The organism is Spirosoma arboris, assembly GCF_009754945.1.
GTDB classification, from domain to species: domain Bacteria; phylum Bacteroidota; class Bacteroidia; order Cytophagales; family Spirosomataceae; genus Spirosoma; species Spirosoma arboris.
Genome location: NZ_WPIN01000004.1, coordinates 624370 through 642287 on the forward strand (window position 1 = coordinate 624370; position 17918 = coordinate 642287).

At 46.4% G+C, this 17918-nt stretch carries 15 protein-coding genes; 11 read left to right on the top strand and 4 right to left on the bottom strand.

The window, feature by feature from the left end; genetic code table 11:
* The first annotated feature begins 8 nt into the window (after window positions 1-8).
* The 9 genes from kdpA to GO755_RS13720 all read left to right on the top strand — a co-directional run bounded on the left by kdpA (window position 9) and on the right by GO755_RS13720 (window position 12367).
* On the top strand, window positions 9-1712 hold the full coding sequence (gene kdpA / locus GO755_RS13680) for a potassium-transporting ATPase subunit KdpA (protein ID WP_157585610.1): 1704 nt from the start codon (window positions 9-11) through the stop codon (window positions 1710-1712).
* Between the two features lie 79 nt (window positions 1713-1791).
* Window positions 1792-3861: a potassium-transporting ATPase subunit KdpB gene (kdpB, locus tag GO755_RS13685; protein ID WP_157585612.1), complete on the top strand. Its 2070-nt coding sequence runs from the start codon at window positions 1792-1794 to the stop codon at window positions 3859-3861.
* Between the two features lie 14 nt (window positions 3862-3875).
* The gene (locus GO755_RS13690) at window positions 3876-4439 is read left to right on the top strand and encodes a K(+)-transporting ATPase subunit C (protein WP_157585614.1); all 564 of its coding nucleotides are present in this window, start codon (window positions 3876-3878) and stop codon (window positions 4437-4439) included.
* 60 nt (window positions 4440-4499) lie between these two features.
* On the top strand, window positions 4500-5648 hold the full coding sequence (locus tag GO755_RS13695; protein WP_157585616.1) for a porin: 1149 nt from the start codon (window positions 4500-4502) through the stop codon (window positions 5646-5648).
* A gap of 52 nt (window positions 5649-5700) precedes the next feature.
* Entirely contained in the window at window positions 5701-6825 is a 1125-nt protein-coding gene (locus GO755_RS13700) for a sensor protein KdpD (RefSeq protein WP_157585618.1), read from the top strand.
* Between the two features lie 2 nt (window positions 6826-6827).
* Window positions 6828-8705 carry an ATP-binding protein gene (locus GO755_RS13705; protein ID WP_157585620.1) on the top strand — a complete coding sequence of 626 codons (1878 nt, stop codon included), beginning with the start codon at window positions 6828-6830 and terminating at the stop codon, window positions 8703-8705.
* A gap of 120 nt (window positions 8706-8825) precedes the next feature.
* A complete protein-coding gene (locus GO755_RS13710; RefSeq protein WP_157585622.1) occupies window positions 8826-9662 on the top strand; it encodes a ThuA domain-containing protein in 837 nt (278 codons plus the stop codon).
* Window positions 9663-9755: 93 nt separating this feature from the next.
* The gene (locus GO755_RS13715; protein ID WP_157585624.1) at window positions 9756-10679 is read left to right on the top strand and encodes an SMP-30/gluconolactonase/LRE family protein; all 924 of its coding nucleotides are present in this window, start codon (window positions 9756-9758) and stop codon (window positions 10677-10679) included.
* Between the two features lie 233 nt (window positions 10680-10912).
* Window positions 10913-12367, top strand: coding sequence for a M20 family peptidase (locus GO755_RS13720; RefSeq protein WP_157585627.1), 1455 nt, complete (start codon window positions 10913-10915; stop codon window positions 12365-12367).
* 137 nt (window positions 12368-12504) lie between these two features.
* Here the strand turns inward: GO755_RS13720 and GO755_RS13725 are convergent, their stop codons facing one another.
* Together GO755_RS13725 and GO755_RS13730 are read right to left on the bottom strand one after the other, a co-directional pair.
* Window positions 12505-13248: a carbohydrate-binding protein gene (locus GO755_RS13725; RefSeq protein WP_157585629.1), complete on the bottom strand. Its 744-nt coding sequence runs from the start codon at window positions 13246-13248 to the stop codon at window positions 12505-12507.
* A 52-nt stretch (window positions 13249-13300) separates the two neighbouring features.
* Window positions 13301-14029 (bottom strand): 3-keto-disaccharide hydrolase, encoded by a 729-nt coding sequence (locus tag GO755_RS13730; protein ID WP_157585631.1) that lies wholly within the window; start codon window positions 14027-14029, stop codon window positions 13301-13303.
* A gap of 820 nt (window positions 14030-14849) precedes the next feature.
* Between GO755_RS13730 and GO755_RS13735 the strand changes: the two genes are divergently transcribed.
* On the top strand, window positions 14850-15821 hold the full coding sequence (locus GO755_RS13735) for a glycosyltransferase family 8 protein (RefSeq protein WP_157585633.1): 972 nt from the start codon (window positions 14850-14852) through the stop codon (window positions 15819-15821).
* A gap of 53 nt (window positions 15822-15874) precedes the next feature.
* Here the strand turns inward: GO755_RS13735 and GO755_RS13740 are convergent, their stop codons facing one another.
* Entirely contained in the window at window positions 15875-16567 is a 693-nt protein-coding gene (locus GO755_RS13740; RefSeq protein ID WP_157585635.1) for a LytR/AlgR family response regulator transcription factor, read from the bottom strand.
* A complete protein-coding gene (locus GO755_RS13745; protein WP_157585637.1) occupies window positions 16564-17010 on the bottom strand; it encodes an Hpt domain-containing protein in 447 nt (148 codons plus the stop codon). The genes GO755_RS13740 and GO755_RS13745 overlap by 4 nt, the downstream gene beginning before the upstream one ends.
* A 325-nt stretch (window positions 17011-17335) precedes the next feature.
* Between GO755_RS13745 and GO755_RS13750 the strand changes: the two genes are divergently transcribed.
* A complete protein-coding gene (locus GO755_RS13750; protein WP_157585639.1) occupies window positions 17336-17893 on the top strand; it encodes an RNA polymerase sigma factor in 558 nt (185 codons plus the stop codon).
* Window positions 17894-17918 lie beyond the last annotated feature (25 nt).

Consider the following 17918-nt stretch of genomic DNA (forward strand, 5'->3'; position numbering starts at 1 on the left):
TTTAAAAAATGTCAACTGAATTAATCGGCGTTTTAGTTATGTATGGGCTAACAGTCCTGTGGGCTATTCCGCTGGGCAAATACATAGCTACTGTCTTTAAACCGGGGTCGGCCAATGGGCCGCTAGAACGGTTTATTTACCGCGTGGGCGGCATCGATCCTACCCGCGAAATGACCTGGAAAGAAAACCTCGTCGCCTTGCTGACCATCAATGCTGTATGGCTTGCTCTTGCCTTCGTGCTGCTCCTGTTTCAGGGATCGCTGCCCCTCAATCCCGATGGAAATCCCTCTATGACGCCCGATCTGGCGTTTAACACGGCCATCAGTTTTATGGTCAACTGCGATCTACAACACTACTCGGGCGAATCAGGGGCCACGTATCTGACGCAGTTGGTCGTCATGAACTTTCTGATGTTCGTCTCAGCCGCAACGGGGATTGCCGCCTTACTGCTAATTATCAGGTCGTTTCTGCCTAAAGTAGTCGATACGGTGGGTAATTTCTACGTGTTTTTTGTAAAGGCAATTACCCGAATTCTACTTCCGATTTCCTTCGTAGTTGCTCTGTTACTGGTGATTAACGGCACACCGGCCAGTTTCGATGGGAAAGACACGATCGTCACTATGCAAGGCGACACGGTCAACGTTTCGCGCGGCCCGGCGGCTGGTATGATTGCCATCAAACACGTGGGTACGAACGGCGGTGGCTGGTTTGGGGCCAACTCCGCGCACCCACTCGAAAATCCAAATTACTTCACCAACATAGTCGAAATGGTGGCGCAGGTGTTACTGCCAATTGCCATGCTCTTTGCGCTGGGTTTCCTGATTAACCGTCGCCGATTTACGTGGGTAGTGTACGGCGTCATGACACTCGGAATGCTATGTCTGCTCATTCCAACTTTAGTGACCGAAATACATGGCAATCCCGCCATTGCACAGCTAGGGGTGAGTCAGCCAACGGGCGCGATGGAAGGTAAAGAAGTTCGGTTTGGTCCGCTGGCGTCGGCTTACTGGAGTATCCTAACCACGATTATTTCGACGGGTTCGGTTAACTCCATGCACGATTCGTCGATGGCACTGTCGGGAACAATGGAACTCCTCGGCATGATGACCAACGCGTTTTACGGCGGCTGTGGCGTTGGTTTCCTGAACTACTATTACTACCTCATCATTGCCGTTTTCATTTCTGGATTAATGGTCGGTCGTACGCCTGAACTCTTCGGGCGGAAGGTGGAAGCACGCGAGATTAAGATTGCGTCTATTGTTGCGCTACTGAGTACGTTGCTCGTGAAAGGTGGAGTTGCCTTAGCCGCCTGGGTTTTCATCAATTATGGCGACGCCGACTGGGTCGTGAAGCCGTCAGCCTGGCTCAATAATCCTGGTAACCACGGCTTCTCGGAGATGCTTTACGAGTTCACGTCCGCTAACGCCAACAATGGTTCTGGTTTTGAAGGGCTAGGCGATAACAACTTCTTCTGGAACTACGCAACGGGTATTGTGCTGATTCTGGGGCGCTTCATTCCAATCATCGGCCCAGTCGCAATTGCCGGATTACTAGCCCAGAAGAAATACGTACCGGAGTCATCAGGAACATTGCCAATCGACACGGGCACATTCGGTTTGATGACTTTCGCTGTAATCATGATCATCACGGCGCTATCGTTTTTTCCCGCACTGGCACTAGGGCCATTGGCCGAATATTTTTCACTTAACTAATCAGAAGTCAGAACTAGTATTCCATCAATCCTGAAAGTCATTTCAATCGCAAAAATCCTGGTTCTGACAATATACAAAAATGGCAAAGCAAAATTCATCCCAGTCCCTGTTCCAGCGCGAGCTCGTTGGCACGGCTATTCGGGAGTCGTTTGTCAAACTTAATCCGGCAATTCTGATCAAGAATCCGGTCATGTTTACTGTTGAAATCGGCACTGTTGTGATGGTGCTGGTAACAGCCTACATCGCTATTTCGGGCGATACGACGCAAGGTTCACTGGGTTATAATATCGCTATCACACTGATTCTGTTGCTGACGATTCTCTTCGCCAATTTCGCCGAGGCCATTGCTGAAGCACGGGGGAAAGCGCAGGCCGAATCGCTTCGTAAAACACGCCAGGAAACACCCGCCAAAGTCATTCGAGCAGTGGGTACTATGTACACTGGCGAAGTGCAGGTTATCTCATCGGCGCAACTCGTTAAAGGCGACGTTTTTCTCTGTGAAACGGGCGATATTATCCCATCAGATGGTGAAATTATTGAAGGGCTGGCGACGATCGATGAGTCGGCTATTACGGGTGAGTCGGCCCCGGTTATTCGGGAAGCGGGTGGCGACAAATCATCTGTTACGGGTGGTACGAAAGTACTGTCGGATCGGATTAAAGTGCAGGTGACAACCCAACCCGGTGAATCGTTTCTGGATAAAATGATTGCCCTGGTTGAAGGCGCAACGCGTCAGAAAACACCAAACGAAATCGCACTGACAATTCTGCTGGCTGGCTTTACGCTGATCTTTATAATTGTCTGCGTGGCGCTGAAACCCTTTGCTGATTACGCTAATACGCCCATCACCATTGCGGCTTTGATCTCGCTGTTTGTATGTCTGATTCCGACCACTATTGGCGGGCTACTTTCTGCCATTGGCATTGCAGGTATGGATCGGGCATTGCGTGCCAATGTGATTGCAAAATCAGGTCGGGCCGTTGAAACGGCGGGTGATATCGATACGTTGTTGCTCGACAAAACAGGCACAATCACCATCGGGAATCGGAAAGCCACCAATTTCTACCCGGCTCCGGGCGTTTCGGAAGCGGAAATGATTCTGGCCTCGGCCCTGAGTTCGCTGGCCGACGAAACTCCAGAAGGTAAATCCATCGTTGAGCTGGCTGGCCCAAAAGTAACCTCCCGATTGTCTACTGAGGGGGCTACGTTGATCAAATTCACGGCTGAAACGCGTTCGTCGGGAATCGACATGCCTGCTGGCAAGAATGGTTCGGTCGTGCGGATTCGGAAAGGCGCTACCGACTCGATTCGGAACATCGTTACGAAAGCAGGCAATACGTTCCCGGTAGAAACTGAGAATCAGGCAAAGAAAATCGCTGGCAATGGCGGAACGCCTTTGGTGGTCATCGAGAATGAGCAGGTCCGTGGTGTGGTCGAATTACAGGACATTATCAAACCGGGTATCTCAGAACGTTTTGAGCGCCTACGAAAAATGGGCGTAAAAACAGTAATGGTGACGGGTGATAACCCACTGACTGCCAAGTTTATTGCCGAGAAAGCAGGTGTCGACGATTACATCGCTGAAGCCAAGCCGGAAGACAAAATGAACTACATCCGCCACGAACAAACCGGCGGTAAACTTGTAGCCATGATGGGCGATGGTACCAACGATGCCCCGGCGCTAGCCCAAGCAGACGTAGGTGTTGCGATGAACTCGGGTACCCAGGCCGCCAAAGAAGCAGGCAACATGGTCGACTTGGACAACGACCCAACCAAACTGATTGAAGTCGTTGAAATTGGGAAGCAGTTGCTCATCACGCGTGGTACGTTGACAACTTTCTCCATTGCCAACGACGTTGCCAAATACTTCGCCATCGTTCCGGCATTGTTCATTATGTCGATTCCGGCCTTACAGGCAATCAATATCATGCGGTTGCACAGTTCAGAGTCGGCTATTCTATCCGCCGTGATTTTCAACGCGATTATCATCCCAATGCTCATTCCGCTGGCTCTGCGTGGCGTAGAATACAAACCCATTGGTGCATCGGCCCTGCTCCGCCGAAACCTGTTTATCTATGGCGTAGGGGGAATTATTGCTCCCTTTATTGGCATCAAATTGATTGATTTGGTAGTGGGTCTGTTTGTTTAAAACAACTAAAAATCATGAAAACTCATATTATCCCGGCCATTCGGCTTACGCTCGTTCTGCTGGTTATTCTTTCAGTTATTTATCCACTCGTAGTTGCTGGCGTTGGTCGCCTTGCACCGGGCGGAGGCAAAGGCGAAACGGTTACGGTTAATGGTAAGGTCGTTGGCTATACGCTGGTTGGCCAGAAGTTTACCGAAGACCGTTATTTTAACTCGCGCCCATCGGCAGTGGAGTACAATGCGGCTGGTTCTGCCGGATCAAACAAAGGACCGTCGAATCCGGATTATCTGAAAACGGTTCAGGTTCGTATCGATACGTTTCTGGTACATAATCCAGGTATTCGTAAAGAAGACATTCCGACTGAATTAGTAACGGCTTCTGGTTCAGGACTAGATCCTGATCTGTCGCCTGTTGCGGCCAAAATTCAGGTAGCTCGTATTGCTAAGACTCGTGGAATTAGTGCAGATCGGTTGACTAAACTCGTTGACGCACAGACTACAGGTCCGCTCATTGGTTTGTTGGGACCGTCGACCGTGAACGTACTGAAATTAAACGTTGCGCTAGATGCGCTGAAATGAAAATAGACCTGAACAGCCGGAGCCTGTTCGGATCAGTGAATTGAGTACAACAAAACAACCATGAAAAATAGAATTCACTTGCTGCTAACTACAACGTGGTCGGCGGTAGCAATGCCTTTGATGGCGCAAACAATAGATTCAACGGCATCGACAACAACGCAAACCAGTGCGACTGCATCGAATACCGGACTGGTGTTATCGGGCTACATCGAGGCTTATTATACGCATGATTTCACCGCTCCGAAAACCAGTCAGGAACGCCCCGGTTTTTTGTATAACCACAAACGCAACCGCGAAGTGAATGTAAATCTGGCGTTTGTGAAAGCGGCTTACACGAGCGAACGGGTTCGAGGAAATCTTGCCCTCCAGGTGGGTACGTATGCGCAATATAACTACGCGGCTGAGCAAGGTTTGGTCAGGAATATTTATGAAGCGAACGTAGGAGTGAAGCTTTCGAAAAAACGTGACCTATGGCTTGATGCGGGTATTTTTGGTTCGCATATCGGTTTTGAAAGTGCCATTTCGAAAGACTGCTGGACATTGACCCGAAGCATTCTTGCCGAAAACTCACCTTATTATCTGGCCGGTGCCAAAGTGACGTACAACACGCCGAATGGAAAATGGACCCTGCTTGGTTCGATACTGAATGGCTGGCAGCGAATCGCCAAATTGCCGGGTTATTCTGGGCCTTCACTAAGTACACAGGTGCAGTTTAAACCCAATGCCAATTTAGTACTGAACTGGAGTAGTTTTCTGGGAAGTGACCGGCCAGACTCACTAAAACAAACCCGCTTCTTCAACAACTTTTACGCAATCATAAATTCGAATGGTAAAATCGGCGCTATTCTGGGTTTCGATGTTGGTGCCGACCGGAAGCCCATTGGCGCTGGTAATCAGCGAGTAGGCAGTGGAAGTTATGTATGGTATTCACCCGTCGCTATTCTTCGCTATGCTGTAAGTGATGCTGTTAAGGTGGCAGGCCGGATTGAATATTACGATGATAAAAATGGGGTGATTATTGCAACAGGTACGCCAAACGGATTCAAAACCTGGGGCTATTCTGTCAACTTCGATTACTTCATTTTACCAAACGCCTTGTTCAGAGTAGAAGGTAAACTATATGATAGTCAGGATGCAATTTTTGAAACGAGTACTACACTCAGCAAAACCAATACGTCATTGACGACGAGTTTAGCGGTAAGTTTTTAATTCATTTTTTGTCATTCCTCCTGAGGTAGGAATGACAAAATCAATAAAAACAATGAACCCAAACGATCAGAACGCTGAACATTTTCTGAACCTCCTTCGTCAATCGCGCCGGGGGAAGTTCAAGGTTTATATTGGCATGAGTGCGGGCGTAGGCAAGTCGTACCGCATGTTGCAGGAAGCACACGGGCTGCTACGTGGTGGCATTGATGTTCGGATTGGGTTTATTGAAACGCATAACCGGGCCGAAACAATGGCTCTTGTAGCCGGGCTTCCCATAATTCCCCGCCGGAGTTTATTTTACAAAGGGCGTCAACTTGAGGAAATGGACGTACAGGCAGTACTCAACCTGCACCCTGAACTCGTTATTGTCGATGAGTTGGCGCATACCAATATTCCGGGCTCGAAAAACGAAAAACGCTGGCAGGATGTGGTCGAAATTATCGAAGCAGGTATCAACGTGATCAGCGCGGTTAACATTCAACACATCGAGAGTCTGTACGATGAGGTACACGCCATTACGGGTGTCGACGTGACCGAGCGTGTGCCGGATCGGGTACTCCAAATGGCCGACGAAGTGGTGAATATCGATCTCACTGCCGACGAGTTGATTACCCGATTGAAGGAAGGGAAAATCTACGATCCGGCTAAAGTAGAGACTGCTCTTCGGAATTTCTTTCAGGCCGAGAAAATTCTGCAACTACGTGAGCTGGCACTACGCGAAGTGGCCACTGCCGTTGAGCGGAAAATTGAGACATCGGTGCCACCCAGTATAAAGGCCAAACCAGAGCGATTTCTGGTCGCTATCAGTTCCAATCATGAAATAGCCCGACGTGTCATTCGTAAAACAGCCCGACTGGCGGCTTATTACAACTCACGCTGGTTTGTGCTCTATGTACAGACACCCGCCGAAAGTGCCGATCGGATTAAGTTGGACTTGCAGCGTCACCTGATTAATAACCTTAAATTGGCCACCGAACTTGGCGCCGAAGTCATTCAGGTAAAAAGCAATAACATCGTCAATAGCATTATGGCCGAAGTCGAGAAACGTAACGTAACGACCGTCTGCATTGGCAAACCACACCTCACGCTTGTGCAGATTATTCTCCGGACGAATGCGTTCAATCAGTTGTTGAATAAACTCTCAGGTTCTGACACTGACCTGATTATCCTTTCATAGCCATGTCCATTAAAAGTAAAATAGCGGCTGCGCTGGGCTTCATGTTTGCCGTTATTCTGGCACTCGGTGGACTGGGCGTGTATTATTTACGGGAGCTTTCCGACGATTCGCAGGCGATTTTGACGGACAACTATATTTCGCTCGAATATGCCAGTGCCATGCAGAAGGCGCTGGTCATGCTTACCGAATTGCCCAAACCTGATCCGGATGCCTTGACGGATTTCGAAAGCAATTTGAAAAAGCAGGAAACAAACATCACCGAAATTGGTGAGAAAGAGGTGGCCAGCAACCTACGCCGTGAATTCAATCGGCTTCGAACGGGACCTGTCGATTCCGCAACGCTTTTCCGGATTCACCAAAACCTGTTCGCACTGGACGATATTAACCGACAGGCCATCATTCGCAAAAATGAAATGGCTAAAAAAACGGCGAAGGATGCCCTGCTATGGTTATCAGTTGTTGGGACGGCCTGCTTCCTGATCCTGTTCTCGTTCGTCATTAATATTCCGGGCTACATTGCCAATCCGCTACGTGAACTAACGCGCGGTCTTCGACAGGTAACCAAACGCAATTTCCAGGAGCGATTGCACATTCATTCCAGCGATGAGTTTGGCGAATTGGCCCGCACGTTCAATTCGATGGCGCAAAAACTGGACGAATACGAGCATTCGAATCTGGCCAGAGTACTGTTCGATAAACGACGTATTGATACCCTCATTCGAATCATGAGCGAAGGCATTGTCGGTATGGATGAGAACAAACGGATTCTATTTGCCAATCCGGTTGCCTGTCGGTTGTTGGGTGTCGGAGAGGGGCAATTGCTGGGTCAATACGCCCCAGACGTAGCGGCTTCGAATGATTTAATGCGGACGCTGATTCAGGATATTATGACCGATAAACCGGCCGATTTGGAGCAGAATGGATTTCTTAAAATCTATGATCCCCGACCGGAGATTCCAGGCCTGGAAAGTTCTGGTGTTGAGCCGTCTGGTACAGAAGGATCGGAGAGTGCGACGCGCGGAAAGGAAAGCTACTTCAATCGACGGACGCATACGGTTAAGGTAATTCCTACGGGTGAAAGTCAGCCTCAACTGGCAGGCTATGTTATGGTGCTCGAAAATATTACGCCTTATAAAGAGCTGGACCTGGCGAAAACCAACTTCATTGCGACCATTTCGCACGAGTTGAAAACCCCCTTGTCGAGTAGTAAAATGAGTCTCAAACTGCTGGAAGACAGTCGAATTGGTCAGCTAAATGACGAACAGAAACAACTCGTTGGCAACATCGGAGCCGACATCAATCGACTGCTGAACCTAACGGGCGAACTGCTCAATATGGCTCAGGTGGAATCAGGCCAGATTCAGTTGACTATACAGGCCGTAGCGCCTGCCGATATTGTAAAGTACGCAACCAACGCCTTGCGGGTACAGGCTGGAAACAAGCATATTACGTTTAACATGGACGTAGACGCTGGCTTACCGTTTGTATCTGCTGACCCGGATAAAGCCTCGTGGGTACTGGTGAACTTTCTTTCCAACGCCATCCGTCATAGCCCCGAAGATAGCACCATTGATGTGTCGGTGCACCAGCTGGAAAACAAAGTTGAGTTTCGGGTTCGTGACTATGGGCCTGGTATCCGGCCCGAGCACCGCGACCGGGTATTTGACCGTTATTTTAAAGCATCAGCCGTTGATAGCTACGTTATTAATGGGCAAGCCCGCGACGCATCGCCCGGAGAAACGCCGTCAAGTGGTACCGGTCTTGGGCTGGCCATATCGAGCGAATTTATCCAGAGTATGAAGGGGCAGATTGGTTTGGATAAAACCATTACCGATGGAGCTGCTTTCTTCTTCCGGCTGCCATTTTTTCGACAGGACTAACCGGATTTCTCCAGTACTAGAATCCTGTTAATCCTGTCGGAAAAAGAATTTGCCCTGCGTTTCCGGAAAGCGTAGATAACCCATACGCTTTGCTTTTCGGTGTAAATCGTTTACCAAATTATGAATCGAGTTACGGCTATAGGGTTGTCTGCGTTGTGTTTAGTCCTGATCACGTTGGGTGCTGGAGTAAGCCAGAACGTGAACTGGAAAAAGGTGAAAGTGCTGGTGTACACGAAGAATGGCAAAGGCTATGTTCACGACAATATCCCCAATGCCATACGATGCATCCAGAAACTGGGTCAACAGAATGGCTTTAGTGTCGATTCCTCCAGTCAGGCAACCGTTTTTACGGAAGATAATCTTAAGCAATATACCCTGCTCATTTTCCCCAGCACCAACAACGACGTATTTGACACAGATGCACAGCGATTGGCCTTTCGGCGATATATCGAAGCGGGTGGCGGCTTTGTTGGCATTCACTCGGTGATGGGTACGGAACGTAACTGGGCCTGGTTTAAACGAATGCTGGGTGGTACGTTTGCCTGGCATCCCAAGTTTCAAAAATTCAAAGCGGAGGTGATTGATACAAAACATCCATCTATGCAAGGCTTGCCGAAAATCTGGGAGAAAGAAGATGAGTTTTATTTTACCAAAAATATGTCGCCCGGCCCCACGGTGATCATGGCAAACGACCTGACCTCGCTGAATCAGGATGAGCCGGAAAAAGTGAAACTATTTGGGGGCTCCTATACCGAATTATACCCCTCGGCCTGGTATTATAATTTCGATGGCGGCTATACCTGGTGTACGACCCTCGGCCACGCCAAAACAGATTATGAAAGTGATACTACGTTTATCAAGCACATCTTTCAGGGCATTCGCTACGTGGCTGGGAAGGTGACGAAAATTGATTTCAGCAAAGCCTACGCCGATTCGAGAGACACGCCCATTCGATAGACTGCCGTTCTTTTTATGAAAAAACGGGGTTGAGGGTTAGTTTTTTGCTTACAAGAGCTTACTGGTTGTAGAAAAGATTTATCAACTCTACCTATGACTACGTATTGCAAAGCGGTACTGGCCCTGACGGCCTTACTGACTATTTCCAGTAATTTATTGGCTCAGCAAAATACCGGAAAAGGACTTGATTCGATCAAGGTGGTGGCACCCGGTGCCACGCTTCGTCAGGTATCCAATCAGTTTACATTTACCGAAGGGCCAGCCGTCAATAAGAAGGGGGATATATATTTCACCGACCAACCCAACGATAAAATCTGGCTGTATGACACAGATGGTAAACTGTCGCTGTACATGGATAAAACGGGCCGTTCGAACGGACTGTATTTCGATAAAAAAGGGAATTTGATTTCCTGTGCAGATGAAAAAGATGAACTATGGTCGATTAGCCCCGATAAGAAAATTACTGTTCTGTTAACCAATTTTCAGGGTCAGCGAATGAATGGGCCCAATGACTTATGGATCGACCCCAAAGGTGGTATCTACTTTACCGATCCCTATTACCAGCGCGACTACTGGGAGCGGAAAAAACCAGACATCGAAGGCCAGAAAGTCTATTATTTACCCAAAGACAAGCAGGAAGCCGTATTGGTGGATGGTGATCTAAAACAACCGAATGGCATTGTTGGTACGCCCGATGGGAAGTATCTGTATGTAGCTGATATCCGGGATAGCAAAACGTACAAGTATCAAATCAATGCCGATGGTACGTTAACGAATCGACAACTTTTTATTCCGCAGGGCTCGGATGGTATGACGCTCGACAGTCAGGGGAATCTGTATATCTCAGGCCGGGGAGTTACGGTTTATTCGCCAGCCGGAGTTAAGCTGGGCAATATACCGATACCGTCGCGTTGGGTGGGTAATGTCTGTTTTGGTGGTAAAGATCGTAAGTTGTTGTTTATCACAGCATCTGAATCTGTTTATACGTTGCCGATGCAGGTAAAAGGGGTGGAGTAAGAATTATATTTTTGTCATCCCGCTGAAAGGTGGGATGACAAAAGGATTAAAGTATAGCGTATTTTTTAATAGGGCAAGAGAGATTGTTGCTGGAAAATTTTGTACTTTTTTTGATTAACCAAACCTTATTTGGTTCTTATTGAAATATTGGCGTTTTTGAACCACTATAGCTGCTCGGCGGAAACCATTTGGGTTAGCTGAACGCTCACTTCACAACTTATCTGGTTCAACGCATGCGTTTCTTCTGGCGAATCCTCGCTTTTTCCTTCGTTCTGATAATCATTATTCTGCTGGTTAATACCCTTCGTCTGACCTCGCATCAGCTAGCAGATGTGCCTCCAGCCGCGCCAATTAATGTGCCTGATTCGGCCATTCAACGCTTTGCTGGAGCTGTGCGAATCCCGACGGTTTCCTATACCGATTACACGCTGACAGATACAACTCAATTCGATAAATTCCTGACTTACATACGGTCTTCCTACCCGCTTATTCACCAGCGGCTAAACCCGCAGGCGTTTAATCAATATAGTTTATTGTATGAATGGAAAGGCCGTAATCCGGCACTGAAACCCATTTTGTTAATGGGCCACTACGATGTTGTTCCGGTTATTCAAGGCACGCAGGGTATGTGGAAACGGCCTCCCTTTGCGGGTATCATTGATGATGGATATCTATATGGACGCGGTACTCTCGATGACAAAGTAGGGGTGATGGGCCTGCTTGAAGCCGTCGAATACCTACTTCATACGAACTTTCAACCCGAACGGACGCTATTACTGGCGTTTGGGCAAGACGAAGAAACATCAGGTCATGGAGCCCAGACCATTGCAACTGCCCTTAAAAAACGGGGCATCTCACTGGAGTATATTCTGGATGAAGGAGGAGCTATCAAAACCGAGGGCGTTTCGGGAGTCAATAAGCCGGTTGCCTTGATCAGTATTGCCGAAAAGGGCTATTTAAGTCTGGAGCTGACAGCTATTGGCAAAGGTGGCCATTCGTCTATGCCGCCTGCACAAACCAGTATTGGCATGGTGGCCGAAGCGGTCAGTAAATTAGAACATAACCCATTCCCGGCTCGACTGGATGGAGGAGTAGATCGGTTAATCGATTATCTGGCCTCGGAAGTTTCCTTTGGGCAGCGAATGATCTTTGCAAACCGATGGCTTTTTGGTCCAATCATTAAGAAAATCGTCGGGGAGACAAAGTCGGGAAATGCTACGATGCGTACCACTACTGCGCCAACTATTTTCCGGGCTGGAGCCAAAGACAATGTGCTGCCAATTGACGCCGTCGCTACGGTAAACTTCCGGTTGCTACCCGGCGATACAGTAGAAGGGGTTATCAGTCGGGTGAAGGAACTGATTGATAACGACAGTATTACGGTTAGTATTCTGGGAAAAGGAAACAATCCCGTGCCACTTTCTAGTACCGAAAATTTTGCTTTCCAGACGATTCATAAAACCATCCGAAGCATTTTCCCTGATGTGATCGTAGCGCCAAATGTCATGCTTGGCGCTACAGATTCCAAGTTTTATGCGGCCCTTACGCCATCAATCTACAAGTTTTCGCCCATGCCCATCACGGAAGAACAAACGGCAGGTGTCCACGGAACCAATGAGCGCATCGGTGTTAAGGATTATAAAAACGCGATCTGGTTTTACGTAACGCTGATTAAGAATAGCCAGTAAACGTTAGTATGTATGACCCCTTCAGGGTCAAATGTCTATAGAGGTAAACTTGACTATAAACATTTGACCCTGAAGGGGTCATACATACTAGCAAATGATTAGCTGAATTCTACCTCAAAACTTCATCGGCAGAATTTCTATTTACCTGTCGATAACTCTTTAACCAGCACAAAGTCCAGATAGGCCAGGTTTGAACCCTTGTTGTAATGCAAGGTTAGCAGATTTGGACCGGCAACCGGAAATGTAATTTCGCCAACTGTAGCCTGTGTCCAACGATGATAATCACCCGTATTCTCGGGTAAGACTAGATCAACGGCTTTTTTATTATTCAGCCATAACGATGATTTGTTGTCCTGAAAGCCATAGACCGTAATGATTCTGTACTGACCCGGAACTTTGACGTCGACCGTATAATTCGTCCATTCGCCATCTTCCTGCCAGCCAAGGTATAACTGGTTCACTTTAGGGTCGACTTTATTCGGGTGGTTGAAATCGGCAAAATCTTTTGTAAATGAGATATCTACGCCTTCTTTTTCTCTAAAATGCACCAGGTATTCGGGCACACCCGGACGCTGATGGTCGGGTTTTCGATTGAGCTCTCCGCTGCCTTTATTAATCGGATCGGTATCATGATAGGCAACGCCTTCTCCTCCCAGATCATAATAGGCCAACTCTACACGACCGGGTATTAACTGAGCCCCTTTTGTATATTCGGCATCCTTGAAGGGTTTGCCTTTATATTCTTTTGGTACCTGAGCCGCAAGTGGTGAAGTTGCTATTGCAAACAGGAGTGCCATACGTAGAAATTTTCTTCCTACTGTATTGTTGTTGGCGTATTGAGAAATAGAACTAACTGCCTGACTGACTGCGCTGTAATTCATGATGACTAAGGGAAGTTTTGGGTATCGCCTGTAAAGTACAGAGTAGACAGGACTAGTTTTTGGTGAGTGGCTTTACCGATACTTCTTTGAAATAAACGACATCGTGTTCGCCATGATTCTGCAAACCTATATAGCCTGAATTTGGCCGTAGACCGCGGTAAGGCTCGAAATCAAATTTGCGTGCTGGTACGGGATCGCCTTCTTTATAATCGGTCACTTTGATACCATTGACCGAGATGATGGTACGCGGGCCGTCGAGCGTAATTTCCATCGTATTCCATTCCGGACCAGGTTTGCCGGGTTTGGCCATCGGTTTAGTCAAGGAATAAAGCGTTCCTGTGATGTGGGTGTCATCTTCCTTTGATGTCTCGGGGTGGTTGTCAATTTGCACTTCGTAGCCATAATGAACAGGCATCCATTCTTCGCGGGGCTCAAGAGGGATGCGGATATAAATACCCGAATTACTATTCTCTTTCTGCATTTTGTACACCACGCGTAGCGTACAGTTCCCGAATTTTTCTTTTGTCCAGTATAGCAGTCCCATACCGCCGTGACCACGAATCAGGCCCTTTTCGACGGACATGCTTCCTTTGCCTACATGTTTCCAGCCGGTAAGGTCAGTGCCATTGAAAAGTTGCCTCCAACCGTTGGTTGTTAATTTGACTTGTTGAGTGGGTGCAACTAATTTATCTGGAGTTGGTGGGGTTGATGCCTTGCTATAGTCGGCTACCAGGAGGAGGTTAATGACAAGTAGCCAGTTTTTAACGATTACGTTTTTCATGGTCACAGCTAATGGAGATTTCTGAAAATTGGAAGCTGCGCCCTACCCGAAATCTACTCTACAAAAAGGCCATGCTTCAAGGTGAGCATGGCCTTCACGTTTTCTTAACCTAAACTCCATTGCAATGCTGTTACCCGAATATAGTAGTCCTAGCTGAGTGCATTAATGGAACAACGATAGTACCGATTCAACTACTATACCAAAAAGCTAAGATACTGATAATTAGGCTGAAATATTTTTTTTGTAAGCATGTAAGTGTACGATTGTGGACAGCTGGCGTCCATTTTAGTACACCGGAAGATCGGCTAGTTGCTTCTGATTAATGTGCGTAAACGCATGCTGGCATTATGCAGGTCACAAAACTATTTTTGGGCCATGCAGTTCAGCCGTAAACTATTGATTCGTGGCCGTATTTGGCCTGTCTATGAATGTAATTATACTTAAGCCTGGCCTGTTTTTTGTTGCCATACCTACCTTTTAATAAATTTATAGTGACTGGTCTATCAAGCCCTGTCTAAACCTATAAAAAATTACTCGCCGTACTTATGAAATTATGGATACTCGTAATCAGCATTCAACCTTGTTAAATTATATAATCTACGCACTGCTTGCTATTGCCGCCATTACCACATGGGTTATTATGTCAGTCTAAGTTAATGATTGCCCTGACTACCCAAGCAATTAAGTCTTTCGTTCATTTGTTAAGAGAGTAACCCTTATACATGAACACCTCTTGCTGGAAAATGGCCTACAACTAACAAGCTTTCTCGCCTGGTGCGAGCAACCTCAAGAACTTCTAGTCTATCCCATTAATGTACTCATGCCATCGAATCAAAAACTCGCCCTTGTCACTATTTGTGATAATCGCTTTGCCCTCTTACTAGCCTCCCTACTCAAGTCAATTGAAGTAAAGCTTACTTCACCTACTCAATTTGATCTTTATCTGGTTAATGACGGTATTCGTTCGGTAACCAAAAATAAACTTTTACGGGCCATTAACCCGGCCGTCTTTCGTGTCCATTGGCTAACCATCGATGAGACGTTGCCTCCAGGTGTGGTTTTACCTATGGATCGCTCCACCTTTCCCCGGAACGTCTTTGTTCGTCTATTTATTCCTTATTTTATTCCTCAGGAGCTGACTAAAGTTGTCTATCTGGATGTCGATATGATTGCCCATCAGGACATAACGCCTTTATGGTCAATTGATTTGGGCGATAAACTGCTAGGTGCTGTTATAGACCGGGCCGAAGTAGTAGGAAGCTCTTGGGGTGGGTATCGTAATTACCAGGAATTAGGTTTAGCGGCTGATACCAAAATTTTTAATTCGGGCCTTTTGCTGATTAATCCCGTTGCCTGGCGTGAGCAGAATATTGCCGAACGTGTCATTAGTTGCATTGAAGAGAATGTTAAATACGCGGTCTTTCCTGATCAGTACGGTCTTAATGTTGTGCTAGCCAATCAATGGCTGGAGCTGGACAGACGTTGGAATTGCTATGCTCAATATGATGAGCCCAATCCCTATATTATTCACTTTACGGGTATTAAACCTATTTATACATCTTACGATTCTAATAAAGACTATCAAGAGGAGTTTTATCATTACCTACGCATGACTCCCTGGGATCAATATAACCCTATTGGTGGATGGCGACGACAAGTGCTAAAGCAAACTCAAAAAATGAGTAAGCTTTGGTATCGGTTAATGCATCGGATCAATCCATTTAAAGGGCTTTCCCGCACTGCATCGGTAGAAACATCGTCAACGCAGACCGGTACATTAGTCAAATTGTAGAACGGAATGAATATAAAATTTACTGTTCTGATAGCTATTTGAAGGCTGACTGGTTACAATAAATTTAACCGACTCATCAATTCAGCTTTATTGGCGCGGCTGATGGGAATCACTTTGGAGGCTACGACTAAATTACTCTCCTCAATATCGACGATTTTATCGAGGTTGATGATGTAAGACCGATGCACCCGTAGAAACTGGGTTCCCAGCTTTTCTTCTAAGGACTTCATGGTCGTATAGACTACAAATGCCTGGTGGTTAGTCAGGATTTTGACATAGTCGCCTGTATTTTCGATATACATGATCGAATCATAGGGAACGCGAACGTATCGGCCATCACTCTTTACATAAATGGCTTTATTATCGCCCTGCCGTACCTGCTCATTTTTCTTTTGAGCTGCCAGAACCTTTTCAACGGCTAGCTTAAATCGGGGTAGCGCGATGGGCTTTTTCAGGTAATCTGTTACCTGATATTGAAATGCATTGAAGGCATAATCCGTTTTGCCCGTTGTCAGAATGACTTGTGGGATAGTAGGAAGGCGATCCAACAAGTCAAACCCTGACAGTTCGGGCATCTCAACATCCAGCCAAATCAGATCGATTTCCTGTTCCGCTAATATTTTCAAGGCCTGAGTGGCGTCCTCGCAAATAGCTACTACCTCCAGGGACTCGTGCTGGTCACAAAGCCGTTGTAGTGCCTTACGGGCCATCGTTTCGTCATCAACGATTATACACTTCAGAATCATAGCTTATTTATTGTCAGAAGGCGTTGCCATTCAGTCTGAACAAGCGGTTTACAACTTTGTAGATCAGACTGGAATAAGTACCAGTGCCGGTGAATTCGTTGAGATTCGGCTTTCATTATGATCAGTTCTTCAAACTGAGCTAGTAACGTTTCTAAATCCGTTAACCCAACCATACCGAGTGTTGGCCTTAGTTTATGAGCTAGTTGACGCACCTCTTCCCAGCGGTGTTGCTGAATTAAGCTGTCAAAATCACTGAATTCCGGTAATACTTCCTCTAGGAACGTCTCGAACATAGTGACAGCATACTCAGTATCATCACCGTATAATTCGTTTAGTCGATCGAGATCCAGCGAATAAATTGGCGTATTAACTAGTCGACTCCTCAACTGCATCGCTATCTCGTTTTGATCCCGTTGAGTTAATGACGCGTCTATATTATTCATTTTAAGTATACAATAATTGTTTTTCTTTAATTATAAGTATCATATGAGGCACTAATGTAAATAATTATTAAAATAGATACCTGTTTTTAATAATTATATAGGTTAAAAAATAACTCTCCTGATAGATACCTGCTGAATTCTACAGCCAAACTGGAGCGGGAGGCCAATTCTCGATACATTAACTTATTGGTCTGGCAAAAAAGAAACTAATAATTACCCAAAAACCGTCAATTCATGCTGTTCATCGAATAATAGCCATTCACCGAGTGTATTACTGCCAATTTTATGCCACAAAACTACATGTCCACGACTACCCTACCCATTTATGTCTACGTTATTAACCGACGAAGCCCTGATTCGGGAATACATGCCGGATCAACCTAATCAATGCTTCGAGACGCTCTATAATCGGTATGCCAGCAAAGTATATCGGCATTGCTTGTCTATAACCAAAGACACTGAAAATGCTCATGATTTTACTCATGACATCTTTATCAAGATGTTTAGTAAGTTAGATACTTTTCATGAACGATCAAGTTTTTCAACCTGGCTTTATTCAATTACATACAATTACTGTGCTGGCCAGCTTAAATTAGCCAAACGACTGCCGCTTACCGAACTTGACGAAGAAACTAATCAAGATGCTTATTCGACTGAATGGCAGGATGCTCAGACTCAGGAACAATCTCTTCAACTGCTGAGACAGGCAATGGCCAGCTTATCAGTTAATGAGCAGACACTGCTAAAGCTTAAGTACGAACAGGGAATGCGTGTCGAGGAAATTGCTGAGTTATATAACCTCAAGGTTAGTACCGTAAAAATGAGGATTAAACGAAGCCGGGATAAAGTGTATCGACTTATGGATCAATATGCACCCCAATAACTTTCTGTTACTACTAGTTAATACT

Excerpts from the sequence above, each read along its gene's own strand:
- kdpA (WP_157585610.1), top strand. The coding sequence starts at position 9 with ATGTCAACTGAATTAATCGGCGTTTTAGTTATGTATGGGCTAACAGTC.
- kdpB (WP_157585612.1), top strand. The coding sequence starts at position 1,792 with ATGGCAAAGCAAAATTCATCCCAGTCCCTGTTCCAGCGCGAGCTCGTT.
- GO755_RS13690 (WP_157585614.1), top strand. The coding sequence starts at position 3,876 with ATGAAAACTCATATTATCCCGGCCATTCGGCTTACGCTCGTTCTGCTG.
- GO755_RS13695 (WP_157585616.1), top strand. The coding sequence starts at position 4,500 with ATGAAAAATAGAATTCACTTGCTGCTAACTACAACGTGGTCGGCGGTA.
- GO755_RS13700 (WP_157585618.1), top strand. The coding sequence starts at position 5,701 with ATGAACCCAAACGATCAGAACGCTGAACATTTTCTGAACCTCCTTCGT.
- GO755_RS13705 (WP_157585620.1), top strand. The coding sequence starts at position 6,828 with ATGTCCATTAAAAGTAAAATAGCGGCTGCGCTGGGCTTCATGTTTGCC.
- GO755_RS13710 (WP_157585622.1), top strand. The coding sequence starts at position 8,826 with ATGAATCGAGTTACGGCTATAGGGTTGTCTGCGTTGTGTTTAGTCCTG.
- GO755_RS13715 (WP_157585624.1), top strand. The coding sequence starts at position 9,756 with ATGACTACGTATTGCAAAGCGGTACTGGCCCTGACGGCCTTACTGACT.
- GO755_RS13720 (WP_157585627.1), top strand. The coding sequence starts at position 10,913 with ATGCGTTTCTTCTGGCGAATCCTCGCTTTTTCCTTCGTTCTGATAATC.
- GO755_RS13725 (WP_157585629.1), bottom strand. The coding sequence starts at position 13,248 with ATGAATTACAGCGCAGTCAGTCAGGCAGTTAGTTCTATTTCTCAATAC.
- GO755_RS13730 (WP_157585631.1), bottom strand. The coding sequence starts at position 14,029 with ATGAAAAACGTAATCGTTAAAAACTGGCTACTTGTCATTAACCTCCTC.
- GO755_RS13735 (WP_157585633.1), top strand. The coding sequence starts at position 14,850 with ATGCCATCGAATCAAAAACTCGCCCTTGTCACTATTTGTGATAATCGC.
- GO755_RS13740 (WP_157585635.1), bottom strand. The coding sequence starts at position 16,567 with ATGATTCTGAAGTGTATAATCGTTGATGACGAAACGATGGCCCGTAAG.
- GO755_RS13745 (WP_157585637.1), bottom strand. The coding sequence starts at position 17,010 with ATGAATAATATAGACGCGTCATTAACTCAACGGGATCAAAACGAGATA.
- GO755_RS13750 (WP_157585639.1), top strand. The coding sequence starts at position 17,336 with ATGTCTACGTTATTAACCGACGAAGCCCTGATTCGGGAATACATGCCG.